The sequence below is a fragment of the Shewanella aegiceratis genome (assembly GCF_019457495.1).
Classification (GTDB): Bacteria; Pseudomonadota; Gammaproteobacteria; order Enterobacterales; family Shewanellaceae; genus Shewanella; species Shewanella loihica.
This window is the reverse complement of record NZ_CP080416.1, coordinates 375764-402240: the sequence shown is the minus strand read 5'-3', so window position 1 is coordinate 402240 and position 26477 is coordinate 375764. Positions and strand designations below refer to the sequence as shown.

The following is a 26477-nucleotide window of genomic DNA, read 5'->3' as shown; positions in this document are numbered from 1 at the left end:
ACGCGAGTATTTCCAAATGAGTTTTAAGGATTTACGCAGTTTTATCGATCACCTCGAAGCCAATGGCGAACTTAAGCGTATCGCCCACCCTGTCGATCCCCATCTGGAGATGACGGAGATCGCCGATCGTGTGCTGAGAGCCAAGGGCCCGGCGCTGCTGTTTGAAAATCCTGTCGGCAAGACAATGCCTGTGCTGGCCAACTTGTTTGGCACCCCAAAACGCGTTGCCATGGCACTGGGCAAGGAAGATCCCCTCGCCCTGCGCGATGTGGGCGAGCTGCTGGCCTTCCTCAAGGAACCTGAGCCGCCACGCGGCTTTAAAGATGCCATCTCCAAGATCCCTATGTTCAAGCAGGCGCTGAACATGCCACCCAAGACAGTGCGCAACGCCCCCTGCCAGGAGGTGGTGGTCAGCGGCGATGAGGTGGATCTCACCAAGCTGCCTATTCAGCACTGCTGGCCTGGCGACGTGGCTCCGCTGGTGACCTGGGGATTGACCATCACCAAGGGGCCGAGGCAGAAGCGACAAAACTTAGGTATCTATCGCCAGCAGCTACTGGGCAAGAACAAGCTGATCATGCGCTGGCTGGATCATCGCGGCGGCGCGCTGGATTTCAAAGACTTTAAAGAGCAGCATCCGGGCGAACGTTACCCGGTTGTGGTGGCGCTGGGCGCCGACCCCGTGACCATCTTAGGCGCCGTGACGCCTGTGCCCGACGCCATGAGCGAATACGCCTTTGCCGGCCTGCTGCGGGGCGAGCGCACCGAAGTATGTAAGGCGCTGAGCTGCGATCTCGAGGTGCCCGCCACCAGCGAGATCATCCTCGAAGGTTATATCGAACCGGGCGAGATGGCCGAAGAGGGCCCCTACGGGGATCACACGGGTTACTACAACGAAACCGACGAGTTCCCCGTGTTCACAGTGACCCATGTCAGCCATAGACGCGACGCCATCTACCACAGCACCTATACCGGCAGGCCACCCGATGAGCCCGCCATGCTTGGGGTGGCACTGAACGAGGTGTTCGTGCCTATCTTGCGTAAGCAATACCCTGAGATCGTCGACTTCTATCTGCCGCCCGAAGGCTGCTCCTATCGCATGGCGGTGATCTCCATCCGCAAGCAATATCCAGGGCACGCCAAGAGGGTGATGATGGGCGCCTGGTCCTTCCTGCGCCAGTTTATGTACACCAAGTTCATCATCATAGTGGATGAGGATGTCAACTGCCGCGACTGGAACGATGTTATCTGGGCAATCACCACCCGGATGGATCCAAAGCGCGATACCGTCATGATAGACAACACCCCTATCGACTATCTGGATTTCGCCTCTCCTGTGGCCGGACTCGGCTCCAAGATGGGTATGGATGCCACCAACAAGTGGGAAGGAGAAACCAACCGCGAGTGGGGCACCCCTATCGTCATGGACGAAGCGGTCAAACAGAGAATCGATGCGATCTGGGATGACCTGGGCATAGACGATGCCCCGACACTATAATCAGTATCAGGCGTAAACTAATCGTCTGAATTTTAAAAATAAATCAAAGAAGTTAACCCTTTGAATACCTGAACAATTTAATCGGGTATTCAGAGGTGCTAAACCTCCACAGAGAGGGTCTGAAAGGAAAACGAATGAACACCATACGCTGTAAAGTTGAACATGTTACCGCCTTTAATGATGCCGTCTATCAGGTAGCATTAACCCCAGAAACCAGCTTCGAATTTAAGGCTGGGCAGTACCTTTGCGTCGTAATGGGTGAAAAAGATAAACGTCCCTTCTCTATCGCCTCGGCGCCGGGTAGCGTGCAGATCGAGCTGCACATTGGCGCGGCGGTCAGCGAGAGCTACCCCATGCAGGTGGTCGAACGTTTACAGCTGAGCGAATATATCGACATCGAGGCACCGGGCGGCGAAGCCTTCCTGCGCAGCGAAAGCCACAGACCCCGCCTGCTGATCGCCGGCGGCACTGGCTTCTCCTACATCAAGAGTATCGTCGAGCAGGCGATTGCCCTGGAACAGAAGGTCGAAACCACCCTCTACTGGGGCTGTCGTAATCAGGACGCCATGTACTATGAGTCGCTGGCACGCCAGTGGCATCAGGATCACCCCTGGCTACATTTCGTGCCTGTGGTAGAAGAGTCGACGCCAGATTGGCAGGGTAAGACCGCCAACCTGTTGGCGCAGATCAAGCAGGACTATGTCAGCCTCAACGGCTACGACATCTATATCGCCGGTCGTTTCGACATGGTCGGCGCCGCCCGCGAAGTCTTCCGCGAGATAGGCGTCGAAGAGGAACACCTCTACGGCGACGCCTTCGCCTTCATCAAGTAAATCTCATCTGCGCTTAGCCCTGGTCCGCGAGGCCGGGGCTAACTTGATTCAAGCCCTATCGCTATTTGGCTAAAGCGCCACCTTCTCATATTTGGTCCAGGCCACCAGGCTGCCCAGCAGAGGCACCACCCACACCGCCGTGCCGTTGTCGGCATGAACCCGCATGTAAAACAGCTCCTCGTCGCGGATATTGTGCTTGCGGATCTCGCGATAGAAATGCATCGCCGAAGCGCTCACCACGTCGGGCATGATGAGATCTTTCTGTCTCACCTTTACATGAAACACGTCCACATCCAGTTGCCCCAGCTTCTGGCGATACTGCTCGAACTCGCCGCGGATCTGATACTTTATCGGCGTGGTCAGACAGTCCTGGTCCGTGATACAGGCACGGGAGTAGAACTTGCCGCCGAGGGGCTGCTCATACACCAGAGAGATCCCTATGTCGGCGCGCACCAACAACTCGTCGGCCACGGGAAAATAGACGTCACCATTGTAGTGGTGTTCCACCAGGTCACCGCCAGCCTCACCAGGCGGGATAAGGATGCGGTTATAGCGTATCCGCTCCTCCATCCGCTTACTCAGCTCGACAAATTCCACCATGTTGAGCCCCGCCGGGGTGAGATCGATCGCCGTCAGGTTGACTATCTTGTCCCGGCGACACTCGCCGCGCTCATCCAGATCGCAGAGCGCCATCGAATAATGGTTACCATCGGTGAAGGCAAAGCCGCCAAAATTGTTAAACCCTTGGATGCTATTGCTCTCAGGTGCGATATGCTTCTGCCACATGGAAGGGTGCAGGCTATCGACCCCCTTAGGATTAATTAGCGTCACGGGCCGGGTGGTGCCACCAATGTCGAGATTGATCTCATGATCCGAGGCCCATCTGGCCGCATGCTTCATCACCTGGTGATAATCACTCTGATACCAGAGGGTCGCCACTATCCCCAGCAGGATCAGAATGCCGCTGACCTTGACCATAAGAGAAACATCGATGAGCGCATCTTTGATCGAGCCCGCATCGCTTACCGCCAGCATGGTCACATGGGATTTAGGCGATACATGGAGCTGATAACCACGCCGGGCTATGGTCTTTAACTGTATCTCAGGAAAGGGTTCCAGCTTCTTGCGCAGGGTGCTGATGCATTGAGTCAGCGAGGTTGCCGCCACCACACGATCGGGCCAACCCACTCCAATCAAGGCCTCCTTGTCGCAGATGGCATCGGGCTGCGAAAGCAGGTGAGCCAACACCGCCGACTCGGAAAAGCTCAGCCCTATCGTGGCGCCACAGGTACGATCGTGCAGTTGGTGCGCCTCATCATCGAACTCAAGATATGGCGTAATTTTTAACACCTGACACCTCAATAATTCCTAACCGTTAATTAGAAATATCTTATTGTTATCTTTGGCATTTTATTAACATTCGCCAAAAATTACCGTGACTACTCACTCAAATCCCAGGCCAGGATTTCAGGCCGCGACTCAGAGTGTGAACTAGCGCCCAAATCCCGGCTCTCTAGAAAATGCCAAGGGCTATACCAGCTTGTGAATAAACACGCGTCGCGTCCAATAGAGCAGCGACAAGAGCCAGGCAACGCCGGCACTTAGCAGCAGCGGCAGGCTCCATTCATACTGGGCCAGCAGGCCTAAACTGCCCAGCGGGGCACTCGCGCCGAGCATATTGATGGCGCGGTAGAGATCGGTCGGATTCAATAAAATGAGCAGGTTCACCAACCACTGGCTGGCATAGCCAAGATCCGCCACCAGGAGCAGCAACAGCAATAGATCATAGATAAGCACCAGGGCGAACCAGAGGGCTAACAGACTGCCGACGGCCCTGGCCTTCTCCGCCGACTTCAGGCTGACTAGATAGCTGATGAGGATGAAGATCACCGCCAGCAGGCAGCTGCTGGTGATCAGCAGCGCGAATGACGATAGAATCTCGCCCCAGGGCTCTCCTCGGCCAAACAAGATCAGCATGGCGGCGCTGCTAGCATAGCTACTGGCGATGGCGGTAAAGGTCACCCCGCCATGGGCCAACAACTTGCCGACGAGGATCTGCGACTTACTCACGGGATAGGTGAGCAACAGCTGCAGGGTGCCCGCCTCCTCTTCCCCCACGAAGGCATCGTAGCTAAGCAAAATGGCCGCCAGCGGAATGATAAATACCGAGATGGTGGTCAATGAGGCCACCACACTGCTCAGGCTCGGCAGCGACAGTGTGCCGCTCACGGCGCTACCGGCAAAGGTCATACAAAGGGCCAGCAGCCAGAAGATGGCAAACACCACCATGACCCAGCGATTGCGCACGCTATCCTTCATCTCCTTGGTGGCGATCACCCGAATAAGCTGGAGACTCGGCCGTTTTACTGTGGTCGACATCATAGCTCTCCCGAGGTAAGGCTGAGCCCCAGCTCGCTCATCACCTGCATCTGCGCCATCTTGGCATAGTACACCTGGGCCAGATCAGGAAGTGTCACCTTCACATCAAACAGCTGGCATTCTAGGGTCAGGTATTTCATCAACACCTCGCGTTGTGAGACGGGGCAAATCAGGTCGCCATCTCGATAAAAAGATTGTAATAGGGGATGGGTCTCGACCAGGCGAGCCAGAGCCGGATGGGCCATACGCACACCCAGGTCGCAACTTAGCACCAGCTCATCCAGGGTGCCAAAGGCCAACCTCCGGCCCCGCCCCAGCACTAAGGCCAAGTCCAGCTGCGGTTCCACCAGCTGTAACTCGTGGGTACAGACGATGGCCGTGCAGCCCTGAGCGGTCAGCTGCTTAAGCTTGTGATAGATAAACTGAGACGCCTGGGGATCCAGCCCCACGGTCGGCTCATCCAGCAAGAGCAGCCTGGGCCGCGCCAGTATTGCCTGGGCAAACCCAAGGCGCTGTTTCATCCCCTTGGAGTAGCCCTTAACCGCCTTGTGCTGGGCATAACCCAGGCCAAACTCTTCCAGCAGAGGGGCGACCGCCCGAGCAGAGACCCCTTTAAGCGCGGCGAAGTAACTCAGCACCTCATGGCCGGTCAACTTATCGTAAAAACTGATGTTCTCCGGCAGGTAGCCGATGTCGGTCGAGGCGACCTTCGATGTCTGACTCTGGGTCTGGCCCAGCACACTCACCTCCCCCTGGCTGGGATGCAGCAGGCCTAAGATCATCTTGATAAGTGTCGATTTACCCGCGCCGTTATGACCCAGCAGCGCCATCAACTTGCCCCCCGGCAGAGAGAAGCTGAGATCGTTCAAGGCGCGCAGCTCATCGAAATAGTGGCTCACCTGCTTAAAACTCACCGCCATCTGACTCATAATGACTCCCAGGCGGCGGGGCCAAGAAGAGGTGGCGGCGCCATCACGGGATGACTGTCGACCACGCCGACCGAATGTTCGCCTTGCAGCTGGTTATCCAGCCACTTCAATAATTTCACTAGGGGACTCTCCATCAAGAACTTCGCCTCCGGGTACAGCCAAAACAGGCGATCTAAACTGTCATTTGGCAGATGTTGACCATCACCGATACCATCGCCATCGAGGTCCCAGCCCCGATAATCGCTCCAATAATTTCCCCGCCCCTGTAGACTCCACTCCACTCGCGTCTCTCCCACGTAACGCACCTGGGTGGCATTAGCCAGAAACTGGTTTTGATAGACAAGGTTGTCCTCGCCGCCGAGCGCCATGGCGATACCTATCTGATTACCTGCGATATAGTTACCGCTGATCTGATTGCGTTTGGCGCCATAGACAAACAGCCCCTTGCCCTCGCTAAAGAGATCCCCGGCGACACTATTGGGCATCTGGGTGGCCTCGATCTGATTAGCCTGGATCTCGGCGTCATGGGTAAGGTTAAGCAGCACGCCAAACTCTTTGGCCTCGCGCACGCGATTAAACACCAAGCGTATTCCCTCTGAGTTCATCAGGGCATAGCCACCACTGACCCGACAGGCCAGGTTATCCATGGCCTCATCCTGCTTGGTATACATATAGTGCAGGCCGTACTGCAGCTCAGAGAGATGATTGCCATAGACACGGCTACCGACGCCAGACTCCAGGTAGATGCCATCGCGCACCGTTTTGATGCGATTGCCGCTGACATGGGGATAGTTCACCTTCAGCAGATGAATCCCATCACCACGATCCAACAAGAAGGCCTCGGCCTCCCCCTCAATCTGATTGTCCTTTAGCTTAAGGTCACTCACCTCGCTGGCGTAGATACCAAAGCCAGGACCACTGAGCTCATTGGCGACAATGGTCACCTCGTTGGCGCTAGGCAGCAGACGAATGGCGGCATCTTTCTCATAGAGATCCCGCCCCCAGTTGCGTATCGTCAGCCGGGTAAGGGTCACGCCGGTCGCGCTGACGACCAGCGCCGAGCCTGCTCCTTTGGCATCTAAGACCGCGCCAGGCTCGCCTCGCAGCGTCAGCGGCTGATCGACCTCGAAACGCCCAAGGTAACGCCCAGGCAGCAGTCGTATCTCGGCGTCATTTGGTGCAGATGCCAGCGCCATGCGCAGCGACTCGCTATCGCCCACCTCTATGATCTGAGGCTCATCGGCGGCCAGGGCCAAATGAGGCACTAAGCAGAGGCCTAGACTCAAGACCAGCGCCAGGCACTGCCCTTGTCGTCGCCAAAGGTTGTGCGATAACCTGAGTAACAGACGAAGCGACGGCCTGAATGACAGGCTTCGCCTATTTTGCCGACAGCAGCTCAAGGGTGATCTCGTCATATTCGAATACCGCACCGCCATATTGCTGGGCGAAGGCCTCGGCCGCAGCCAAAGTGGAGAAAGGCGCCACGGCAACGCCCATCACCGCCTTGCGGTTTGAGCCATAGACATACCAGGCTTTGGTGGCATCGATAAAATGCTCATCCTCCGGATGCTGCCAATCGGTCGCCGCCATATCGTGCACCCAGAGCGCCTCGACCTGACGGCGATTCTCGGGTTGCAGGGCAAACATAAACATATCCCGGGTGGAGCAGAACTTGGGCTGCATCTCGTTACCCTTAAGATCCAGGCTGCCCTTAGGGCCTGGGTATTGCTTCACCATCATGCCGCACATGTGGCAGCGCTCGTGGTTGCCTATCACTAAGCCGTCGTGGTTGTGGGTATCGCTCTCGGCGGCGCCACAACCCGAGATAAACAAGGCGCTGATAAAGATGAAGATAAAGGCTCTCATTATGACTCCTATAACTGGAAATCAGCCCCTGTCACACAGAGGCTGAGCAAGATGGTCAGATGGCAAAGTTCTGACCGGCATAGAGGATAAACATCCGCAGGCACATCATGCCGCTCACGGCGCACAGGCCAGAGAGGTAGAAGGCCTGAGAGGAATGGCTAAAGCGCTCGCCAGTGGCGAAGTTCAGCAGCAAGGGGCCGCCGAATCCCACCCCCACGACACCCAGCCAGAACACCATGGACCAGCTGCCTGTGTGGAAGGCCTCGAAGGCGCTCTGGGCCCCGGCGTTACCTGTCACCAGCGACATGATGATCATGAAGAGGAACAGGGCTTCGGCAAACATGATGGGCCACTCGGCGCCGTGCAGAATCTGCATGTCGCTGCTGTGTCTGTCTTCCTTAAACAGCCCCACCGCCAGCATCTTGGCCGCCGCCGCGCCGGCCGACAGGCCAGAGGCCACGAACAGGGCCGGCAACACAGAGGTGTTAATGATGGGGAAGCGGATGAGCGCCGAGATCAAGAAGCCCGTGTAGGCACATACCGCCAGCGCCAACACCAGCACCAGAGTCTCACTGCTACGACGCCAGGGTCTGAGCTTGTCGATCAAGGGTAGCAGCGGCGCCAGCATAGGCAGGCGACGTATCTCTTCCTCAAGCGCGAACAGGGCGATCAAGGCCACCAGCGGAATATAGGCTGACAGGGCGATCACCCCGACCGACATCACTGAGTTGAGGTTGTAGTAGACCAAGATGCGCCAGAAGAACAGCGGATTGGTCAGGTCCAGCACCAGGCAGAGCATGCCCAGGGCTATGGTGACGAAGGCGATCAGCGCCGATGCCTTGAGGAAGGGAGTATTGGCACTCTGCTGCTTATAGAAGCGGATAAACAGGGCGACAGACAGCGCACCGCCCGAGATACCAGCGAAGAACAGGTAAACGGCGATGGGCCAAGGCCAGGCGACCCCTTCCGAGAGGCCCATGGTAAATTCGAGTGTTCCGTCCATCTCTATACCCCCAACTTAACGATAGGTATGTAACGTAGGCTCGGCTCAGTGCCAAGATGAGCCTTGACCCGCACCGAATCCTTCACCGCCAGCAGGCGGCTCACATAGGAGTTGGGGTCGTTGGCGTCGCCAAAGACCAGGGCGTTGTAGCGACACTCCTGCACGCAGGCGGGCAGCTCTCCCTTGGCTAACTTGCTCTGCAGACAGAAGTCGCAGTTGTCGGCCACATCGGTCTCGCTGTTGATATAGCGGGCATTGTAGGGACAGGCGGCGATACAGTATTTACAGCCGGCGCATTTGCTGGCGTCCATGGTCACTATGCCCGTCTTGGGATCCCTATGGGCCGCACCTGTGGGACACACAGACACACAGGGGGCGTTCTGACATTGCTGACAGGAGACCCGCACATACTTACGCTGACAGTCACAGTCTGTCTTGCCGCAGTGCGGACAAGCCTGCCCGGCAACGGCAGATGACTGCTGCTCCAGTAACACCCGCGAACGTCCCTCGGGCAGATTATTGGCCTTGTTACAGGCCTCCTTACAGCCGCCACACCCCACACATTTGTTTTGATCGAACACCATCACATAGTGCGGTGCAGCGTCTTGCGCTGTCTGCTCCTTAACGCTGCACCCCAAGGGCGCCAACATCAAAGAGCCGGCTCCTAAGCACTTCAGGAACCTCCGTCTCTCTATATTTTCACTCACAGCATCCTCCATCCGTCGGCACGCATGCCGACCTCATTGAATCTTTCATTTTGGTGACTTTTACTCAGATGCAGTCACGGTACGGTTAGCCATCTTCTGCTCAGCGTTGACAATCGCACAGTTAATCGATGCTCGGTTTATGTTGGGGTTATCGCTGTCCAGTAACTGCCGCCAATGGACGATCGCTTGCTGAAAATCCCTATTCAGATAAGCGTGGGTCGCCATCAGCAGCAGTGACTGCACTTCCTCGGGGTCGAGCGCCAGCGCCTGGGATATCACGAGGGAGACCTCCAGGCTCATGGCGCGGTTATCACGGTAATAGAGCGCCGTCGCCTTCATGCCATACAGCTCGGCGTCGGGCGCTATTGCCAGTAATTTGTCTAAGGTCTCTACCGCCTCGCCGTAGCGTCCCCCTTCTGTGTAGGCATTGGCCAGGTTGAGCAAGGCCAGCCTGTCTAGGGGCGTGTCATCCAAGATGCGCGCATTCTTGTTGATGTCGGCGGCGATCAAGTAATCGATGTTCTCGTCGATCTGGCCGGTATGCCAGTCGTTGAAGCGGCCCAGCAGGCCATAGAGGGTAAGTGGTATCAGCAGTAGCATGCCTGTCACCACAATAGGTGTCAGGGTCTGCTTCCTAGCAGGGATGGTCGCATCGCCAGCCAGGGCGTTTGCCTCTTGGATGAAATAGTGGCGCCAGATTGGCGCAATAAAACAGACCAGGGTTACCGCCATGGCGAACACTAAACTATTCATAACAAGCACCTACTGCCGATAACCTAAACTAGTGGCCCATGCCCATCATGCCGCCCATGCCCATACCGCTGAGGCCCATGCCGTGGGCGTTCTCGCCGGGTGCCTCCATCTTGAGCAGCTCGACATCGAAGATCAGGGTCGAGCCAGGCGGGATCACGCCGACGACCTCCTTGCCATAGGCCAGCTCGGCAGGAATGGTCAGGCGATATGTCGAGCCCACATTCATCAGGGCGATCCCCTCTTTCCAGCCGTCGATCACCGACAGCAGGGCGAAACGGTTGGGCTCGTCGCGCTCATAAGAGTTATCAAATTCGGTGCCGTCCAGCAGCTTACCCACATAATGAACAGTGACCACATCGGACTCGACCGGCTTAGGACCGTCGCCCTGTTTGATCACCTCATATTGCAGACCCGACTCGGTCACCTTGACTCCAGGTTTGGCCTGGTTGGCCGCCAGGTAGGCCTGGCCCTCGGCCTGATGCTTACTGGCTAAGGCTTCGAGTTTGGCGGCCTTGGCGTTGTTGAGCCACTCGGCGCGGGCGTTGAGGTGAGTTAGTATCTCTTCGTTGGACATCTTGCCCTCACCCTTGAGGGCGTCTATCACCCCCTGGATCACGGTATCGACCTTGACCTGGGCGCCAAGGTCGACCTGGTTATAGATCTTGCCCGAGATGTAATGACCGACAGAGGCCCCCAATGCATAGGAGGCATCTTCGACCTCCTGGGGCGACTCGCTTGCCGTGGCAAAGAATGACCAGGTGCAGGCCAGGGCTAAGGTGGTGACACGACAAGATTTCAGTAGATTCGCTTTCATATTCACACTCTCAATCATCTATTGCTCAAAAGGTCTATTATTCAAAATGCCTAATATTCAAAATCTTAGGCAAAATTCTGTTTGTTATGGTTTTTCAATACTTCTACCCGACAGGCGCCAGCCATAGATGCCATCGTGCATCTGCATCACATTGGTGTAGCCCAGCTTCATTACCTGATGGGCCGCGATCTCGCTGGCATTGCAGAGGCGATTGGCACAGTAAAACACCATGCGCGCCGCCTTATCCTCAGGCAGCAGGGTTTTCCAGTTATCGACATTGAAGTAGACGGCCCCAGGGATATAGCCCTCGGCCCACAGCTCCAGGGTGTTGACGTCGAAGAAGTAGACATCTTTCTGAGCCAGCAGGGCCTCGGCCTCGGCCAAGCTGATGGTATGCAGGCTATGCTCGTATCTGTGCGCCGGTGCCATCTCGGCGCCACCGCCCGCCAGGCTACAAAGTGGAGTTAACCCTAGCAGCAGAGCCAGTGATAGCCCTAGTTTGGATTTCATCTTCTCTCTCCTCTAATACCCGGCGCTGGGACGGCGCCGGGTGGTTAGTGATTGACCTAGATATCTATCTCTAAGTGTCAGAGACTTAGTGGGCCTTGGCCGAATAGCCGCTGCCGTCTAAGATCTTCTGCGCCTGAGTCACATAGGTGAGGGCTGCATCGAGACGTTTCTGGCTATAACGGAAGCCATGGACACCCCAAGAGCCATCTTGCTTGATCAGATCCACTGTGGCCTGGGCCTTCTCGGCCAGCATCAGCACCTGAGTCTTGTCTTCGGTAGACAACTTGGTGACCTCAAGCAGCTGATCGATACGCACCAGTGCCTGCTCAACCTGACCGAAGACCTCTTTAATAGGCTTCTGCCACTTCATCACTTCACCGTAGATCTCCAGCTGATCCTTGTAGTGCAGGCCTGTCTCGAGTTCAGACTGGAACTGGCTATGACAACCCTTGTTTTCCACTACGTCGTGATCTGAGATAGAGGTGCGGGCACAAGACCACATGAGATCCAGGTAGGTACGACCCTCTTCGTTCTTGGCCACTGTCCAGCCCTTGGCACCCTTAGGTCCCTGGATCCTTGGCTGACCTTCTGGCGGGTTGAGTGTCTTACGCTCAGGATCGACATCGATCTTCCACATGTGCGACTTACGCACCGCATCGAAGCCAGCCTGATCGGGGAACTGCATCGCCTTGAAGTTTTCACAGCTGCCCATGTTAGGCATGTGACAACTCTGGCAGGTCTGGTTGGCGTGGGTGTCTGTGTTGCTGGCAATCACAGTCTGCGCCTCGTGGCAGTCCTTACAGTCTGTCTTCAACTTAGGCTTAGTGATGCCTGACATCCAGGTACCGTCTGTAACCTCGTGAGGATCGTGACAGGTGGTACAACGCATCCCTTTCTCGTAGTGCGCCGAGCCATACATCTGCGAGCCCTCGGTACCACAAGAAGGACAGAGCGACTTCATCTTCACGCCGAAGGCCAGCTCAGGCTTCTCCTGAGCAGCAGGGGTTTCGGCCATAGCAGGGTCGTACTGGAAGCGTTGGTGACAGCGTTCGCAGTTAGACTGCATGCCGCCGGTACCACCATCTAAGTGGCCGCCAGCGCCGTGACACTCTTCACAGGCGATCCCTTTACTGATGGTGTGTTCCTGCAGCTTCTTCGGATCGCCCAGGGCGTCGAAGTACTCCTGCTTGGTCTTAAAGTCGAACTTGAAGGTATGGCATACCTCACAGTAGGAGCTGGCGGGTTGGAACAGCATCTCCTTACGATACTTGGCGCCATAGGAGCTCATGCCCCACTGGTGAGAGCCTGAACCGCCATAGGCTTCCAGGGTCGTTGGAAACTCAGGGATCACCGCATTGATCTTCTTGGCCATCTCGGGAGTCAGCCACTCGGCCCAGCCACGTGAGAACTGGTTGGCACCAGCCACCATCTTGCCCGTGCCATCCTTCAGTAAACCACCCTCGATATGGTAAGAGCCACGCACCAACCAGGCATCGATGAAGCCATACTTGGTTCTGGGCGTACCCACGGTCGCATAGATCACATCCGGCGTGATGCCGTCGGGTAGAATAGAGGTGTCCTTAGTGCCGTACATTGTCTTGTTGAGATCGTTATCCACCTCGGGATGATCCCCGGGGAAACGGATCGTCTTGGCGTGGCGTGAACGGCTCCACTTCTCATATTGAGTCGCGTGACACTCGGCGCACTTTTCTGGGCCGACGAAGTTGTTGGGATAATCCAGAATCGACTTGGCGCCAAGGCGGTACTGTACCGCTCTGGGTTTACCCGCCTTCTTGCTGTATTCGGGGCTGTGGCCGGTGTCCAGATACTCCTCGCCCCGGTCACTGATGTGATAGTCGCCGACCAGATTGCCCGCTTCCTGATATTTGAACATAGGGTGGTTTTCAAACAGGAAATCAAACAGCTCGGCTTCTTGAACAATATAGTCTTGCAGGGTTTTAACACCATTAACCTGTTCCGTGCCCTGATAGTTTGCTATCGCCTCTTTGGCGGTCTTGCCCATCTCGGGCACGCTGTTGTATTTACCACCAGCGGCATTCACATTGGCAATGGCAATGGCACCGAAACAAAATAGCGCACTTAAGGCTACCTTGAGTTTCCATCGTCTCATCATTCACTCCTAAATATTTTTAGTTTTATCTGTTTATGTTTAATTCCAAATCAGCTCATCCTTTTCGCTGGCGGGAATTAATTGGAATAAACCTAATCGTTAACCGAACGACTTATACAACTGAGCAATTTCAGTATTTTTCACAGACAAAGAAGAAAAAAGTTGAGCTGGCGCACACGGAATTTTTCGTGAGTTATGAACAGATATAAAATCAATTTAAACAGAGGCTTAAGACGTGTTCGCGTGTGATTTTTTAGTTTTAAAAGCGACATTTTTAGATCTCAAAAAAGCTCAAGCGGCTTTTTGAGTTATGAAAAATATTGAGCAGGAAAACAGCTAAAAAAGACCCTGCGATAGCTCACAGAATACGCTTGGGAGTTCGCCTAAGGTGAGGCCAAAACAGAGACAGACCAGGCTTATCCATCACCAGCGAATAGATGAGTAGCTTGGTCCCCTTGGCTGAAGGCAAGACCATGACAGCGGAAATTGGCTTACTACATCTTATTATCTCCTTGACCCTATGTTTACTCACGGCCATGAGCCCTGTCATGCCTGCCTGCGGGGTCAAACTCAGGCTTAAGCCTTACCAGTCCCTCTTTATTCGCCTTAATAGCCTGGCGCAGATGGCTAGCCTGTTTATCCTGGCCTATCTGTTTCTCAGCAATGATTTTTCCGTGGCCTATGTGGCCAACAACTCCAACACCCAGCTGGCCAGCCTCTATAAGCTAGCCGCCGTCTGGGGGGGTCACGAAGGCTCCATGCTGTTCTGGATCGGCGCCATGGGGATCTGGAGCTGCGTGCTCAGCCTCCAGCCCAACCACAAAGACCGGTTTTTTCACTACCTCCACGCCGTGCTGGGCGCCATTCAGGCCGGCCTAATCGCCTTCTTGCTCATAGGATCGAATCCCTTCGCCAGGCTTCTACCCGGCATCCCGGTGGAGGGGCGGGATCTCAATCCCATACTGCAGGACATAGGCTTAATTCTGCATCCGCCGCTACTCTTTATCGGCTATGTGGGGCTGGCGGTCTGTTTCGCCGCAGCCATCGCCGCCCTGCTGGATAACAGTCAGCCGCTGAAACAGCACTGCCGCTTGATGCGCCCATGGGCGATACTGGCCTGGGCCATGTTGACCGGCGGCAACGCCTTCGGCTCCTGGTGGGCCTACAACGAGCTGGGCTGGGGCGGATGGTGGTTCTGGGACCCGGTGGAAAATGCCTCCTTTATTCCCTGGCTGGTCGCCACGGCGCTGATGCACTCATTAATCTTGGGCGAACGTCGAGACAGATTTCATGGCACCAGCCTGTTCCTGGCAATCTTAGGCTTCAGCCTCTGCCTGCTGGGCACCTTCCTGGTGCGCTCTGGCGTGGTGCAGTCGGTTCACGCCTTCGCCGCCGATCCCCTGCGCGGTGGCGCCATGTTGACCCTATTTGCCCTGGTCTCTATCTGCGGCTTTACCCTGCTGCTTCACCGCCTCCCCAGGCTGCACAGACAGATAGATGGCAATATGCTGAGCCGGGAAAGTCTGATGCAGCTGGGCAACCTCTTATTGCTGGTCGCCGCCATCTCCATCTTACTGGGCAGCTGCTATCCGCTGCTATATGAAGTAGCAAGCGGTCAGAGCATCTCGGTCGGCGCCCCCTACTTTAATAGCCTCTTCATCCCGCTGATCTGGCTTATCTGTCTGGTCATGGGCGCCGCGCCTTTGATGCGCTGGCAAGTATCAAACCCAGGCATACTAAGACAGTTAACGGCGCTGGCAGTTATCTGCCTGTTTATCAGCCTTACTCTTAATGCTCTGCTGCTGAAAGAGTTTGCCGCCCACTTCCTGCTTGGCAGCTTCGCCTGCCTCTGGCTACTCGGCTGTACTGGGCTCTATCTGCATAAACGCCTGGCGACGTTCACAGGCCCTGGGAATAACAGGCGCTACTACGCCATGTGCTTTGCTCACCTGGGTGTGGCCCTGAGCATACTTGGGGCCACCTGCTCCAGCTATTTTCAACAGGAGGAGCTACTCAGGATGGGGCCGGGCCAAGGCAAGGAGGTGGCGGGCTATACCTTTATCTACCGGGCGACCGAAACCGTTTCCCACACCAGCTACAGTGCGCTCCAAGCCAAGATAGAGGTGAGAGGCAGACGCGAGCAGCATCTGGCCTACCTCTATCCCCAGCGCCAGACCTTTAACAGCAACGCCATGCAGATCTCCGCCGCCGGGATCCATCGCAGCCTGTTTGCCGATCTCTATATCTCCATGGGCAATAGACTGAGCGAGGAGGAGTTTCTGATCCGCATCAGCTACAAACCCCTGATCGGTTGGATCTGGATAGGCGGCCTCATCATGATGCTTGCCGGCCTGAGTCTGCTGCTGCCACGCAAGGTGCGCCAACTGTCTCGGGCGCCCTCGCCGCAACTGGCGGTGAAAGGAGCCTGAAGATGAAAGGATATTGGATATTACTCTTGCTCGCACTCGCCTGCAGCCTTGGATCGACTCGAGCACAAGCCCAGGCGCTAGCAGAAACTCATGGAAGCCCTCAATGGCGCACGCCCGCTCAACTTAAGCATCAGGCGATAGCGATCGCCTCTGGCCTGCGCTGCCCCATGTCCACCAATCAGAGCCTGCAGGACTCCCAGAGCCCGATCGCCAACGAGCTCAAGGCGGAGATCTATCTGCAGCTGGAGCAGGGCAAGACGAGCGATGAGATAGTCGACTTCATGGTGGCCCGCTACGGCGAGCGTATCCGCTATATGCCCAGCCTAAGTGCCGGCACCGCCCTGCTGTTCTTCGCGCCGCTGTGCCTGCTGGCTCTAGCGATATTCTGGTATTTCAGGCAGACAGCTGGCGCCGCATCCTTTAACCCCTCTCAGGAAGATAGATCATGAGAAAACCACGACTTGTCCTGCTAAGCCTCGCCCTGTCCGCGCTAACTTTAATGACACCGACAGGCAACGCCCTGGCCGTGATGCCGAGCGCCAAGGTATATGACACGGGAGAGAACCTGCCTAAGCCGATGATCATGTCGCGCTTCGTAGAGATGACCAGTGCCCGGAAAGTCGATGAGGCGACCTTCGAGAGTCTGAGTGGTGACCAGGTCAAGCTGAGCGACTACCGGGGCAAGCTGGTCTTAATCAATCTGTGGGCCACCTGGTGCGCCCCCTGCATCAAGGAGATCCCTATGATGGATAAGATAAGACGGGACAATCTCGCCAAAGATCTTGTGGTGCTGCCCCTGTCCATCGACGAGGCCCATGATGAGGTGGGTGCCTTTCTGGCTCGCCACCAGTTGGCGGGATATCCCACGCTGATTGACCCTCAGCGGCAGGTGGAAAAGATGCTGCCCGCCAACATAGTACCGGCCACTTACGCCTTCGACGGCGAGGGGAATTTAATCGGATTTCTAAGGGGGTATCTAGACTGGGGCGATAAGGCGGTACAGCCCTATCTGGAACGGCTCACCGCCAAATATGCCAAGCCGAACAAAGCACAAAATCTTCATTAAGCAATGGCGCCCTTAGGCGCCACCCACCATCACTTTATTGCTCCCGCCCGGCACGACGCCAGTGATTTCGCCGGGCGGATTTTTTTACGCTTCCAATACCAAGCCAAGCGGCGCAGGCGAAAAGCCTAAGCCACGGCCTCCACAGCTTCACTCTCTGCCAGTCGCTCAATCTTGATGTCATAGTAGGCGTAGGCCGCGCTGACGAAAGGACAGATGAGGTTAAAGAAGGCGAAAGGCAGATAGGCGATGGTCGCCACGCCTAAGGTGCTGGCCATGTAGGCGCCGCAGGTGTTCCAGGGCACCAAAGGGCTGGTGATGGTGGCCGAATCTTCCAGGGCGCGGCTCAGGTTAACCGGCGCCAGACCGTGCTTCTCATACTCGACCTTGAGCATACGACCCGGCAGCAAGATGGCAATAAACTGATCGCCCGTGATCAAGTTGGCGCCGATGCAGCTCGCCAGGGTGGTGATGATCAGGCTGCCGCTGGATTTCACTAGACGCAGCACCCCTTGCAGCAGACGCTGTAGCAGGCCAGTCTTTTCCATCACACCGCCGAAGGCCATGGCGCAGAGGATCAACCAGACGGTATTGACCATGCTGCTCATGCCGCCGCGACTCAGTAGGCTGTCGAGCGTCTTATCACCCGTATTAGCTGTGTAGCCATCGAACATGGCGACCCAGATCCCCTTCACCAGGGCGACCATAGTCGGCAGGCTGTCGTCGTTGACGAACTTGATCACGCCGTCGAACTGAAACAGTGCCGCGCAGATGGCGCCGGCCAAGGTACCCAGAATCACGGTCGGGAAGGCAGGTAACTTCTTGTAGGCCAGCACTAACACCACCAGCAGGGGCAGCAGCAGATGAAGGCCGGGATGATACTGGGTCTCGATGCGTGCCATGGTCGCAGCCAGATCCGTCGCCACGCCGCTGCTGTCGCTGTTAAGGCCGATAAACAAAAAGCCTATCAGGGCAAGTAATATGCTCGGAGTCGTGGTCCACACCATGTGGCGAATATGGCCAAACAGCTCGCTGCCGGCGACCGCGGGCGCCAGGTTGGTAGTGTCTGACATGGGCGACATCTTGTCACCAAAGTAGGCGCCGCTGATGATGGCGCCGGCGGTGATCTCGACGCTCAGCCCCATGGCTCCGGCAACACCGATAAGCGCGATGCCCAAGGTGCCGGCGACCGTCCAGGAGCTACCTATACTCAGGGCCACCACGGCGCACAGTAGGCAGGAGGCGGCATAGAAATAGTCTGGGTTTAAGATCTTCATACCATAGAAGATCATGGTCGGCACGGTACCGGCCAAGATCCAGGTGCCAATCAGGGAGCCGACCGAAAACAGGATCAACAAGGCGCCTGTGGCCAACGAGACACTCTTGACGATACCCGCCTCCATCTCCTTCCAGCTATAGCCGTTCTTCACCCCGATAACCAGAGTGATACAGGCCGCCATGATCAGGGCGATCTGGTTGGCGCCATAGGAGCTGTCGGACGAGAAGAGATACACAGAGGCCGTTAACATACAGACCAGGGCGATAATGGGGATCAGGGCATCTAGTAGCGTCGGCTGCTTGTGGCGTTTAGCCGACGCGGGACTCGAATCTCTGCCAGGCTGTTCTGGCGACTGCTGATGAGAGGTCATGGGTAATCCTTATTATAATTATGGGGTTTCCTATTCTTCTCCCCGGCGATCAAACCAGCCATTTGAACTATGAACCGGCCGTTTCATCGCCAGACGGGTCAAACATAGTTACACATTTTTAACAATCCAGTCCAGACCGGGCGGGCATATCGACGCCATGAGACCAAAGGGCTTATGTCCCATAAAGCGTACAAATTCACCAAGAGCGGCTTTTTGAGACTGGTTATGCAGGATATCCACATATATCCCTGGCTTGCGCCGCAGGAAAAAAGTCACCCAGACAGCAGCCAATCCCCTACTCTCGCGGTCGTATGCCGCTAACCCAGCCGGTATAAGGGAGCTAACTTTCAATTAGCGACCGGTTAAATTAAAATTGCCGCCACGCATATAGACATTCAAGACCCATAAGGCATACAGATGAAACTGACCGCACTCGATCAGCCCCTTTACGACCACCTCTACCGCGACATCCATCAGTTCCGCTCCACCTTCGATCTGCCTATCGAAGATGAGTCCAGCCTGGATGAGCAGGCCGATACCCTGCACACCTCGCTCGCCATCGAGGAGTTGACCGAGCTGGCCGAGGCCGATAGCCGCGTCGAGCAGGCCGACGCCATCGTCGATTCTGTCTATGTACTCATGGGCCGCCTGGTGCATCTCGGCGCCACGCAGATGAGTGACCGCTTGGAGATCAGCTATGTGATCGATCTGCTGCTGCATGTCGCCAAGAACCGCAACATCGACTTCGTCCGCTGCTGGGACGAGGTGCATTCGAGCAACATGAGCAAGGTCTGCCGCAACGAGCAGGAACTGGAAGAGACCATAGCCCACTATGCCAAGCAGGGCGTTGAGATCGTCGGCAGCCGCAAGGGCGATTTCATCATCGCCAAGTGCGCCAAGGATGTGGAGATGGCCGGTAAGGTGGTACGTCAAGGCAAGGTGCTCAAGTCTGTCTACTATCGTCCGGCCGATCTGGCCAAGCTGGTCGCCGCCTAACTTACTGTAGGTGGCTCGCAGGGTTAACACCTTGTTGCCGAGCGCAGAAAATTTCTGCAATTTAGCGACAAATGTGTGAAGCCCTGCGCTAAGCTATCGACCATGGCGTGATCCAGTTAACAGCTCGCCGCATTCGCGCTACTCTCGGTGCAACTTAGATGATTGAATAGCATCAGAATGAAATGAATTCTCAATTCTGGTTTTTGTCTACGGGCCTGAGGTACTATTTATGACCAATAATATTAAAGCATTACTTGCCACCACAGCGCTGTTCTTTAGCACTCAGGCACTGGCAAATAATGGCTGTGCATTCGATGAAAAGCAGGAAGGCTTTATCGCCACTTGCAGTGAGGAGAAACAGGAAGTGATACTGACCGGCGAAGTACAAGCCCAAACCTTAGTCACAGAGCTTGATGATTTCACCCAGGGCTATAAGAGCTACCAGGTCGACGAGGCCGCCATAGCGCCAATCAAGAAGCTGCAGACACCAACCGAGATTGTCGTCATCATAGGTACCTGGTGCCCAGATTGTCACCGTGAGACGCCGCGCTTCATCCGTATCATGGAAGCGGCCAACAACCCGAACATCAAGGTGACCTACATAGGGGTGGATCGTAAGAAACTCGACCCAGAAGGCCTAGCTGCCAAGTATGATTTTACCCGCATCCCAACCTTCATCGTGAAGCAGGATGGCAAGGAGATAGGTCGTATCGTCGAGCGTCCAGAAACCTCTCTCGAGGTGGATCTGGCGAAGATTCTCGACTAAACGAACAGTAATAAAAAAGGCCGCAATTGCGGCCTTTTTTGATCTGACTAAAGATTAAAAGTCGTAGCGTACCGACGCACGTACATATCTTGGTGTCTGGAAGCTGTCGGCATAGCCGTAGCGGATGTTCTTATCGCCACTGTCTAGCTCATACTGCTCATCCACACCCGTGATACCGTCGAAGTTAAACAGGTTGTACACGTTCAACTTGAAGTTCAGGCGTCCCGCCGTGTCGAAGTCCATGGTGTAGGACAGGTTAAGATCTATGTTGTAGACCCAGTCTGTACGTCCCATGCTGCCGCGCGGTGCTGCCTCGCCATTGGCGTAGAAAGAGGAAGCGCCGTACCAGTCACGACCATAACAGGTACCATCGATGGCGATCGCCTTCACACAGTAACCCTGATCCGCCGGATGCAAGCCGAAGGCATTGATCGGACGGCCCGATTGCAGATAAGAGTTGAAACCGACACTCAAATCATCCGTGATGTGATACACACCATAGAGCTTGAAGTTGTGGCGTCTGTCGTTAGGCAGGTAGCCCTCGCCGTTATCCATCAGCTCTGGATAGTCGAACGAGGTAGTCCAACCCGGATCGGCCTGCTCGTTGTCCGAGCGAACCAGACCTTCGGTGTTACCTTCACTCTTAGACCAGGTGTATGAACCGTTCAGGGTAAAGTCTTCGGTCACGTTACCGCTAAAGCTCAGCTCAACTGCCTTATAGGTACGAGTCGCCTTAGGGAAGCCCATCTGATCTGCGGTCACGTTAACCGTCTCTTTCACGCCATCGCCGTCGACATCATAGTTGATCTCTGTGCCTATGCCTGGGTTGGTCAGTGTCGGGAACCAGCCACCGACGAAGTAGTCTTCGGCGCTAGTCTCGCCATTACCGGCATACCAGGAAGAATCATAGTTTTCCTTGATCCACTGGTTCATCCCGTAGTTGAAGGAGACGTCTTCAATCGACTGCTTCAGGTCGCGATAGACACCGCGAATGCCCACGGCCCAGTCATCGTTAAGCTGCTGTTGGAAGCCCAGGGCAAACTCGTCCGAATACATGGAACCGGCCTTGTTGTTAAACAACTGGTCGGCATCGGGCACTGTGCCGTCGGCCACCACGCGGCGAGAGATCTCATCGCCCAGGATAGGCGAGCCATCGGCGTTTACACCGTTGAGATGGCTGACGATATGCGAATCGTAGGCGGCAGAAGCCATGCGCAGGTTGGTGTTAGGCGATACCGGCTGGAAGTAACGGCCATAAGAGGCGTAAACCTTGCTCGAACCATCACCAATCACATCCCAGGTCACGCCCAGACGCGGCGCAAACTGACCGTCGAGGTCGACGTACTTGTCGCCAGAGCCTGTGGTGTTACTGAACTCGCTGTAACGCACGCCGGCATTCACAGTTACCGTATCGGTGACCATCCAGGTGTCTGATACATACAGGGCGGTGTGCACGTTTTCTGTCTCACTCGCCTTACCCCAGATACGCAGATCCGCATATTCTGTGCCTTCGGCCAGGCCATAGGCGTTGTCGGCACCGGCGGTGTAATACTCATACCAGCCATCGCCGTGCGGGGTGTAGAAGTCGGCGATCTCGAGACGCTCATAATCATAACCGGCGCGCAGGGTATGGTCGCCAATCACCCAGTCCAGATCGATACGGTAGGTGATACGCTTATCTTCTGTCTCAGACGAACCATAGCCGACCCAGTCACCCAGACGCTGATAGCTGCCTGAGCGGTAATCTTCATAGGTGGATTGATCTAGGGTGCCCGAGTTGTCCTTGGTCGACTGAGTGATCTCACCATACATGGCCGACAGGGTGATGTCGTCGGTCAGATAACCCGTGTACTGGGCGTTCCAGCCGATGCCGCCGTAGGTACTTTCGGTAAGGCCGATGGCGTCGCCACGACTACCGTCGTCATTGCGACGATACTGGGTGCTGGCATAATCCCCTTCGTTGCTGAAGGCCATCACACCGAGAGAGTGATCCTCATGGATAAACCAGTCCACCTTGGTAAACCAGCGGTTGGTATCCCACTCTTTATCGCGCAGCGTAGTCTCGCCATAGGCGGTCGACTCTTCGCCATAGGGGTTCCACAGGCCGTAGAAGAAGAGCTTATCTTCGATAAGGGCGCCAGACGCCCAGAGGTTATATTCGGTTTCTTGCCAATAGGCATCGGATACGGTTTCTATGCTGCCGTCATCTTTCATACGCGGCACAGGTTCGGCCAAGGCATCCGGGGCTACTTCGGCCTTGGCGCCGAACTTCCACTCGTTGTCACCCGACTTAGACACCAGGTTGACCACACCACCGATGAAACGGCCATATTCCGCCGACACGCCGCCAGTCTGTACCTCTGTCTGCGAGATCGCTTCCCAAGGCAAATCGATATCGCCCATCCCCTTACGCAGATCGGTAATGTTCAGGCCATTTAGATAGTAGCCGTTCTCGGCCACCGAAGAACCTGCGATGGCAACACCGCCGAAACCGTTATCGCCGGCGACCGCACCAGGGCTCAACAATGCGATTGAGGTGGAGTCTAACTCTACCGGCAGCTGATTAAGCTCCTCGATAGAGATCACCTGAGAGTTAGTGGTGCTCGAAGTATCGACACGACTGATGCGGGCGCCTGTCACCGCGATACGCTCAACTTCGTTGTTCTGGGCATCCAGCGCCACATCGAAGGTCAAGGCGTTACCCACGGTCACGGCTACATGCTGCTCTTGTACCTGGTAGAAACCATCTTTGACGATAGTGATAGTGTAGTTACCTATGGGCAGGCCCTTCAATGAAAAGCTGCCGTTGGCACCTGTGGTGGTCTCTTTGACTATACCCTTGCTCTCGTGGCGAATGATCACCTTGGCGTTATTAACATCTGCGCCGACAGAACTCGTGATGTGCCCTTTAATTGTGCCCAGACCATCGGCCGCCATCGCGGCGGGCGCAGACAACATGAGCGCCGAGCCGACTGCGATTGCCGCCAAGGTTTTCCTCGGGACAAAACGCCTAGTAGCGTTACTTCCTGACATAAGTTTTATCTCCCTTCTCTTTATTATTTTGCTGACATTCAGGGCGATGAATGTGGTGTTTTATGGGTACGGCCCCTGAACGCAACAAAAACATAACACAAAAGACATATTTTATACAATCTTCAATATACAAAAGATCTTCATGTAGAGATGCTGAGAAGAAGATGGCTAGCGAAATTAGATAAACATCTGAAAATATTTAGATAATTTAAATATTGCTTAGCAAGAGGGAAGAAATTACGAACTTTAAGGGTGCCATCTAAATGCTGGCTATCGCCGATAAAAGGCAGAATTAGGCGGCCAAGACTCGCTGGGCAAGTTGATGCAGCACGCCTTCTCTCAGGGCGCCGCCGGAGAGATTGAGGGACTGAATGTCGAGCAGATTAAACAGGGCAGATAGTATGGCTAAGCCAGCGGCAAAGGTGGGCGCACGCTCGCTATGGAGGCCGCGAATGTCTCGCAGGCTCACATCTGTCTGTGCCAGCACCTCGCCCCTGAGATCGGCTAGCACTGCCGGGGTAATGGTGGCGGAGACGCCGCGATCGTTGAGTAGCTCCACCACAGACTGTACCGTACCCGAGGCGCCGACCACGCAGTGCCAGCCATAATCGGTCAGCTGCCTGCGATAGTCACCCAGGGCGGTCTCGACCTGGCTCTGGGCCGCATCGAAATCCAGTTGTTGAAATGGGAAGCTGTTGAAGAACTTATCCTTGAAGGTGACACAGCCCATGGGAAGGCTGGTCTTAAGCAGCACCTTATTGCCATCGCCTATGATGAACTCGGTACTTGCGCCGCCGATATCGATCACCAGGCGTCGCCCCTCACCCACAGTGGTGGCGACCATGCCCTGATAGATAAGCTCAGCCTCGCGCAGGCCGGAGATGATCTCTATGGGTTGTCCCAGGATAGGTAAGGCTGCCTTGCAGAAGGCGTCTGCGTTGCTGATACTGCGCAGCGTCGCCGTGGCGATGACGGCGATATTGTCACGACTCACCCCCTCGCGGTCCAGCATCTGCGAAAACATCTGCAGACAATCCAGGCCACGGTCGAACACCTCGGGGCAGAGCACACCATCAGCGCCTATCCCCTCGGCAAGGCGTACCTTGCGCTTATACTTGGCCACTACCGTCGGCTTGCCGGCGCGGGTTTGCGCCACCAGCATATTGAAACTATTCGAGCCTAAGGTAATGGCCGCATACAAGGGACTGACGCCAGAGTGCTTCATTAACTGTGTCTACGGGTCCTATCGTGGCGTCTTGGACGTGCACCTGGACGACCACCCTGTGGCTTACCACCACCGGAACGGCCTGTAGGACGTGGCGAATGCTTACGATGAATGCGCACTGGTGGCGGAATATCATCGAGCAGCGCTTCGCTGTCGTAGTTAGTCACAGGAATACTATGTTGAATATAGTGCTCGATAGCCGGCAGGTTCAGGGCGTACTCTTCACAAGCGAAACTGACAGAGACCCCTTTCTGACCCGCACGTCCGGTACGACCGATACGGTGTACATAGTCTTCACAGTCATCCGGCAGATCATAGTTATAGACATGAGACACGTCTGAAATATGCAGACCGCGCGCCGCAACGTCTGTGGCGACCAGGATATCCAGCTGACCCTCGGTGAACTGCTCGAGAATGCGGATACGTTTCTTCTGCGGTACATCGCCGGTGAGCAGGCCAACACGGTGACCGTCACCCTCCAGGTGTGCCCAGAGGTTTTCACAGCTGTGTTTAGTGTTAGAGAATACGATCGCCTTCTCTGGCCAATCTTCTTCGATCAGAGTTAGCAGCAGACGCATCTTATCTTCCATCGACGGATAGAAGATCTCTTCGGTGATGTTTTTAGATGTCTTCTCGCTTGGCGCGATCTCGACCTTCTCGGGATCATTCATGTGATCGTAGGCCAGCTCCTGCACCTTCATCGACAGAGTCGCCGAGAACAGCATGTTCAAACGCTCGTTGGCGTCTGGCATACGTCTGAAGAGGAAGCGGATATCTTTGATGAAACCGAGATCGAACATGCGGTCGGCTTCGTCCAACACCACCGCCTGGATGGCGCTGAGGTTGATCACCCCCTGACGCACATAATCTATGATGCGACCAGTGGTACCGATCAGGATATCGACGCCCTTATCCAACACCTTGCGCTGCACTTCGTAGCTCTCACCGCCGTAGACAATACCCACCTTAAGGCCGGTATGTTTTGCCAGCAGCTCCCCGTCCTTGGCGATCTGAATAGCCAGTTCGCGGGTCGGTGCCATCACTATGGCTCTGGGCTGATTGAGTTGACGTCCGTCGGGGATGGGTGTGGTTAGCAGATGATTGAAGGTGGCGACCAGAAAAGCCAGGGTTTTACCTGTACCCGTCTGCGCTTGGCCTGCGATATCTTTATGTTCGAGTAAAATCGGTAATGATAATGCCTGGATAGGCGTGCAATATTCAAAGCCGCTTTCGACTAGTGCCTGTTGTATCTCTGGATGCAGAGAAAAGTCGGCAAACTTTTGATTAGTTAAATGTGTTTCGCTCATAGCGCAAGCATACCAGTTAGGGTTGCAATAAGGAACTCGATCGTTTGAAATAACGGCTAATAAAAAAAGACCGTTGAAAGCCGCGAATAACTCTTGAAAAGCGAATTTCAGACCCAATATACAGGTTAAGCCATTAACAAACCAGCAATGGCACCCTAACTGGAGAACATCATGAGCGATAAAATTATTACCCTAAGCGACGACAGCTTTGAAAACGACGTTTTAAAATCAGACCTGCCAGTCCTCGTTGATTTCTGGGCAGAATGGTGCGGCCCTTGTAAAATGATCGCCCCAATCCTGGATGACGTTGCAGACGAATATGCCGGTAAGGTAACTATCGCTAAGCTAAACGTAGACCAAAACAACGCCTCTCCGGCTAAGTACGGCGTACGTGGCATTCCAACACTGCTTCTATTCAAGAATGGTGAGCTAGCCGACACTAAAGTAGGCGCCCTTTCTAAGACTCAACTTAAAGAGTTCATCGACGCACAACTATAATGCTTCGATCCCTATGACATTTTTGTCATAGAAAGTGATTCTCGACACAGCTTGGTCAAGTAATTGTGTCGAGGGTCGCTAAATTTCT

At 55.3% G+C, this 26477-nt stretch carries 23 protein-coding genes; 8 read left to right on the top strand and 15 right to left on the bottom strand.

Going from position 1 to position 26477, the window contains the following annotated elements; translation table 11 throughout:
* Positions 1-16: 16 nt before the first annotated feature.
* Together ubiD and fre are read left to right on the top strand one after the other, a co-directional pair.
* On the top strand, positions 17-1498 hold the full coding sequence (ubiD, locus tag K0H80_RS01815; protein ID WP_144200074.1) for a 4-hydroxy-3-polyprenylbenzoate decarboxylase: 1482 nt from the start codon (positions 17-19) through the stop codon (positions 1496-1498).
* Positions 1499-1632: 134 nt separating this feature from the next.
* Complete coding sequence (fre, locus tag K0H80_RS01810) at positions 1633-2331, top strand: NAD(P)H-flavin reductase (RefSeq protein ID WP_220072881.1); 699 nt, start codon at positions 1633-1635, stop codon at positions 2329-2331.
* Positions 2332-2400: 69 nt separating this feature from the next.
* Here fre and K0H80_RS01805 read toward each other — a convergent pair whose 3' ends face one another.
* The 11 genes from K0H80_RS01805 to K0H80_RS01755 form a co-directional block, all read right to left on the bottom strand.
* A complete protein-coding gene (locus K0H80_RS01805) occupies positions 2401-3681 on the bottom strand; it encodes a winged helix-turn-helix domain-containing protein (protein ID WP_220072880.1) in 1281 nt (426 codons plus the stop codon).
* Between the two features lie 180 nt (positions 3682-3861).
* Positions 3862-4713: an ABC transporter permease gene (locus K0H80_RS01800; RefSeq protein WP_220072879.1), complete on the bottom strand. Its 852-nt coding sequence runs from the start codon at positions 4711-4713 to the stop codon at positions 3862-3864.
* Positions 4710-5639 carry an ABC transporter ATP-binding protein gene (locus K0H80_RS01795; RefSeq protein ID WP_220072878.1) on the bottom strand — a complete coding sequence of 310 codons (930 nt, stop codon included), beginning with the start codon at positions 5637-5639 and terminating at the stop codon, positions 4710-4712. The genes K0H80_RS01800 and K0H80_RS01795 overlap by 4 nt, the downstream gene beginning before the upstream one ends.
* Complete coding sequence (nosD, locus tag K0H80_RS01790; protein WP_258406156.1) at positions 5636-6904, bottom strand: nitrous oxide reductase family maturation protein NosD; 1269 nt, start codon at positions 6902-6904, stop codon at positions 5636-5638. The genes K0H80_RS01795 and nosD overlap by 4 nt, the downstream gene beginning before the upstream one ends.
* 112 nt (positions 6905-7016) lie before the next feature.
* Positions 7017-7505, bottom strand: coding sequence for a nitrous oxide reductase accessory protein NosL (locus K0H80_RS01785; RefSeq protein ID WP_011864160.1), 489 nt, complete (start codon positions 7503-7505; stop codon positions 7017-7019).
* A 55-nt stretch (positions 7506-7560) separates the two neighbouring features.
* Positions 7561-8508 carry an NrfD/PsrC family molybdoenzyme membrane anchor subunit gene (nrfD, locus tag K0H80_RS01780; RefSeq protein ID WP_011864159.1) on the bottom strand — a complete coding sequence of 316 codons (948 nt, stop codon included), beginning with the start codon at positions 8506-8508 and terminating at the stop codon, positions 7561-7563.
* Between the two features lie 2 nt (positions 8509-8510).
* Positions 8511-9215 (bottom strand): 4Fe-4S dicluster domain-containing protein, encoded by a 705-nt coding sequence (locus K0H80_RS01775; protein ID WP_220072877.1) that lies wholly within the window; start codon positions 9213-9215, stop codon positions 8511-8513.
* Between the two features lie 60 nt (positions 9216-9275).
* The gene (locus tag K0H80_RS01770) at positions 9276-9968 is read right to left on the bottom strand and encodes a tetratricopeptide repeat protein (RefSeq protein WP_220072876.1); all 693 of its coding nucleotides are present in this window, start codon (positions 9966-9968) and stop codon (positions 9276-9278) included.
* A 28-nt stretch (positions 9969-9996) separates the two neighbouring features.
* Positions 9997-10782, bottom strand: coding sequence for an FKBP-type peptidyl-prolyl cis-trans isomerase (locus tag K0H80_RS01765; RefSeq protein ID WP_258406155.1), 786 nt, complete (start codon positions 10780-10782; stop codon positions 9997-9999).
* Between the two features lie 84 nt (positions 10783-10866).
* Positions 10867-11292: a rhodanese-like domain-containing protein gene (locus K0H80_RS01760; protein WP_011864155.1), complete on the bottom strand. Its 426-nt coding sequence runs from the start codon at positions 11290-11292 to the stop codon at positions 10867-10869.
* Between the two features lie 85 nt (positions 11293-11377).
* The gene (locus tag K0H80_RS01755; protein WP_220073895.1) at positions 11378-13423 is read right to left on the bottom strand and encodes a cytochrome c3 family protein; all 2046 of its coding nucleotides are present in this window, start codon (positions 13421-13423) and stop codon (positions 11378-11380) included.
* A 473-nt stretch (positions 13424-13896) separates the two neighbouring features.
* Here K0H80_RS01755 and K0H80_RS01750 point away from each other — a divergent pair, with 473 nt between their 5' ends.
* Genes K0H80_RS01750 through K0H80_RS01740 form a run of 3 tightly spaced genes read left to right on the top strand, consistent with a single transcriptional unit; the run spans position 13897 to position 16918 of the window.
* Positions 13897-15852, top strand: a complete 1956-nt coding sequence (locus K0H80_RS01750; RefSeq protein ID WP_258406154.1) for a heme lyase CcmF/NrfE family subunit — start codon at positions 13897-13899, stop codon at positions 15850-15852.
* Between the two features lie 2 nt (positions 15853-15854).
* Positions 15855-16301 carry a cytochrome c-type biogenesis protein gene (locus K0H80_RS01745; RefSeq protein ID WP_220072874.1) on the top strand — a complete coding sequence of 149 codons (447 nt, stop codon included), beginning with the start codon at positions 15855-15857 and terminating at the stop codon, positions 16299-16301.
* On the top strand, positions 16298-16918 hold the full coding sequence (locus K0H80_RS01740; protein ID WP_220072873.1) for a TlpA family protein disulfide reductase: 621 nt from the start codon (positions 16298-16300) through the stop codon (positions 16916-16918). Before K0H80_RS01745 ends, K0H80_RS01740 begins: the two co-directional genes overlap by 4 nt.
* Before the next feature lie 125 nt (positions 16919-17043).
* On the opposite strand, the gene nhaC is transcribed toward K0H80_RS01740, so the two are convergent.
* On the bottom strand, positions 17044-18564 hold the full coding sequence (gene nhaC / locus K0H80_RS01735) for a Na+/H+ antiporter NhaC (protein ID WP_220072872.1): 1521 nt from the start codon (positions 18562-18564) through the stop codon (positions 17044-17046).
* A 417-nt stretch (positions 18565-18981) separates the two neighbouring features.
* Here nhaC and K0H80_RS01730 point away from each other — a divergent pair, with 417 nt between their 5' ends.
* Complete coding sequence (locus K0H80_RS01730; protein ID WP_220072871.1) at positions 18982-19560, top strand: nucleoside triphosphate pyrophosphohydrolase family protein; 579 nt, start codon at positions 18982-18984, stop codon at positions 19558-19560.
* A gap of 229 nt (positions 19561-19789) precedes the next feature.
* Positions 19790-20326: a thioredoxin family protein gene (locus K0H80_RS01725; RefSeq protein ID WP_144200080.1), complete on the top strand. Its 537-nt coding sequence runs from the start codon at positions 19790-19792 to the stop codon at positions 20324-20326.
* A 54-nt stretch (positions 20327-20380) separates the two neighbouring features.
* Here K0H80_RS01725 and K0H80_RS01720 read toward each other — a convergent pair whose 3' ends face one another.
* From K0H80_RS01720 to rhlB, 3 genes are all read right to left on the bottom strand, one after another.
* Positions 20381-23314 (bottom strand): TonB-dependent receptor, encoded by a 2934-nt coding sequence (locus K0H80_RS01720; RefSeq protein ID WP_258406153.1) that lies wholly within the window; start codon positions 23312-23314, stop codon positions 20381-20383.
* A gap of 337 nt (positions 23315-23651) precedes the next feature.
* Positions 23652-24584 (bottom strand): Ppx/GppA phosphatase family protein, encoded by a 933-nt coding sequence (locus tag K0H80_RS01715; protein WP_220072869.1) that lies wholly within the window; start codon positions 24582-24584, stop codon positions 23652-23654.
* A complete protein-coding gene (gene rhlB / locus K0H80_RS01710; protein ID WP_220043993.1) occupies positions 24584-25891 on the bottom strand; it encodes an ATP-dependent RNA helicase RhlB in 1308 nt (435 codons plus the stop codon). Before rhlB ends, K0H80_RS01715 begins: the two co-directional genes overlap by 1 nt.
* 171 nt (positions 25892-26062) lie before the next feature.
* On the opposite strand from rhlB, the gene trxA reads away from it, so the two are divergent.
* The gene (trxA, locus tag K0H80_RS01705; protein ID WP_011864144.1) at positions 26063-26389 is read left to right on the top strand and encodes a thioredoxin TrxA; all 327 of its coding nucleotides are present in this window, start codon (positions 26063-26065) and stop codon (positions 26387-26389) included.
* Positions 26390-26477: the final 88 nt, after the last annotated feature.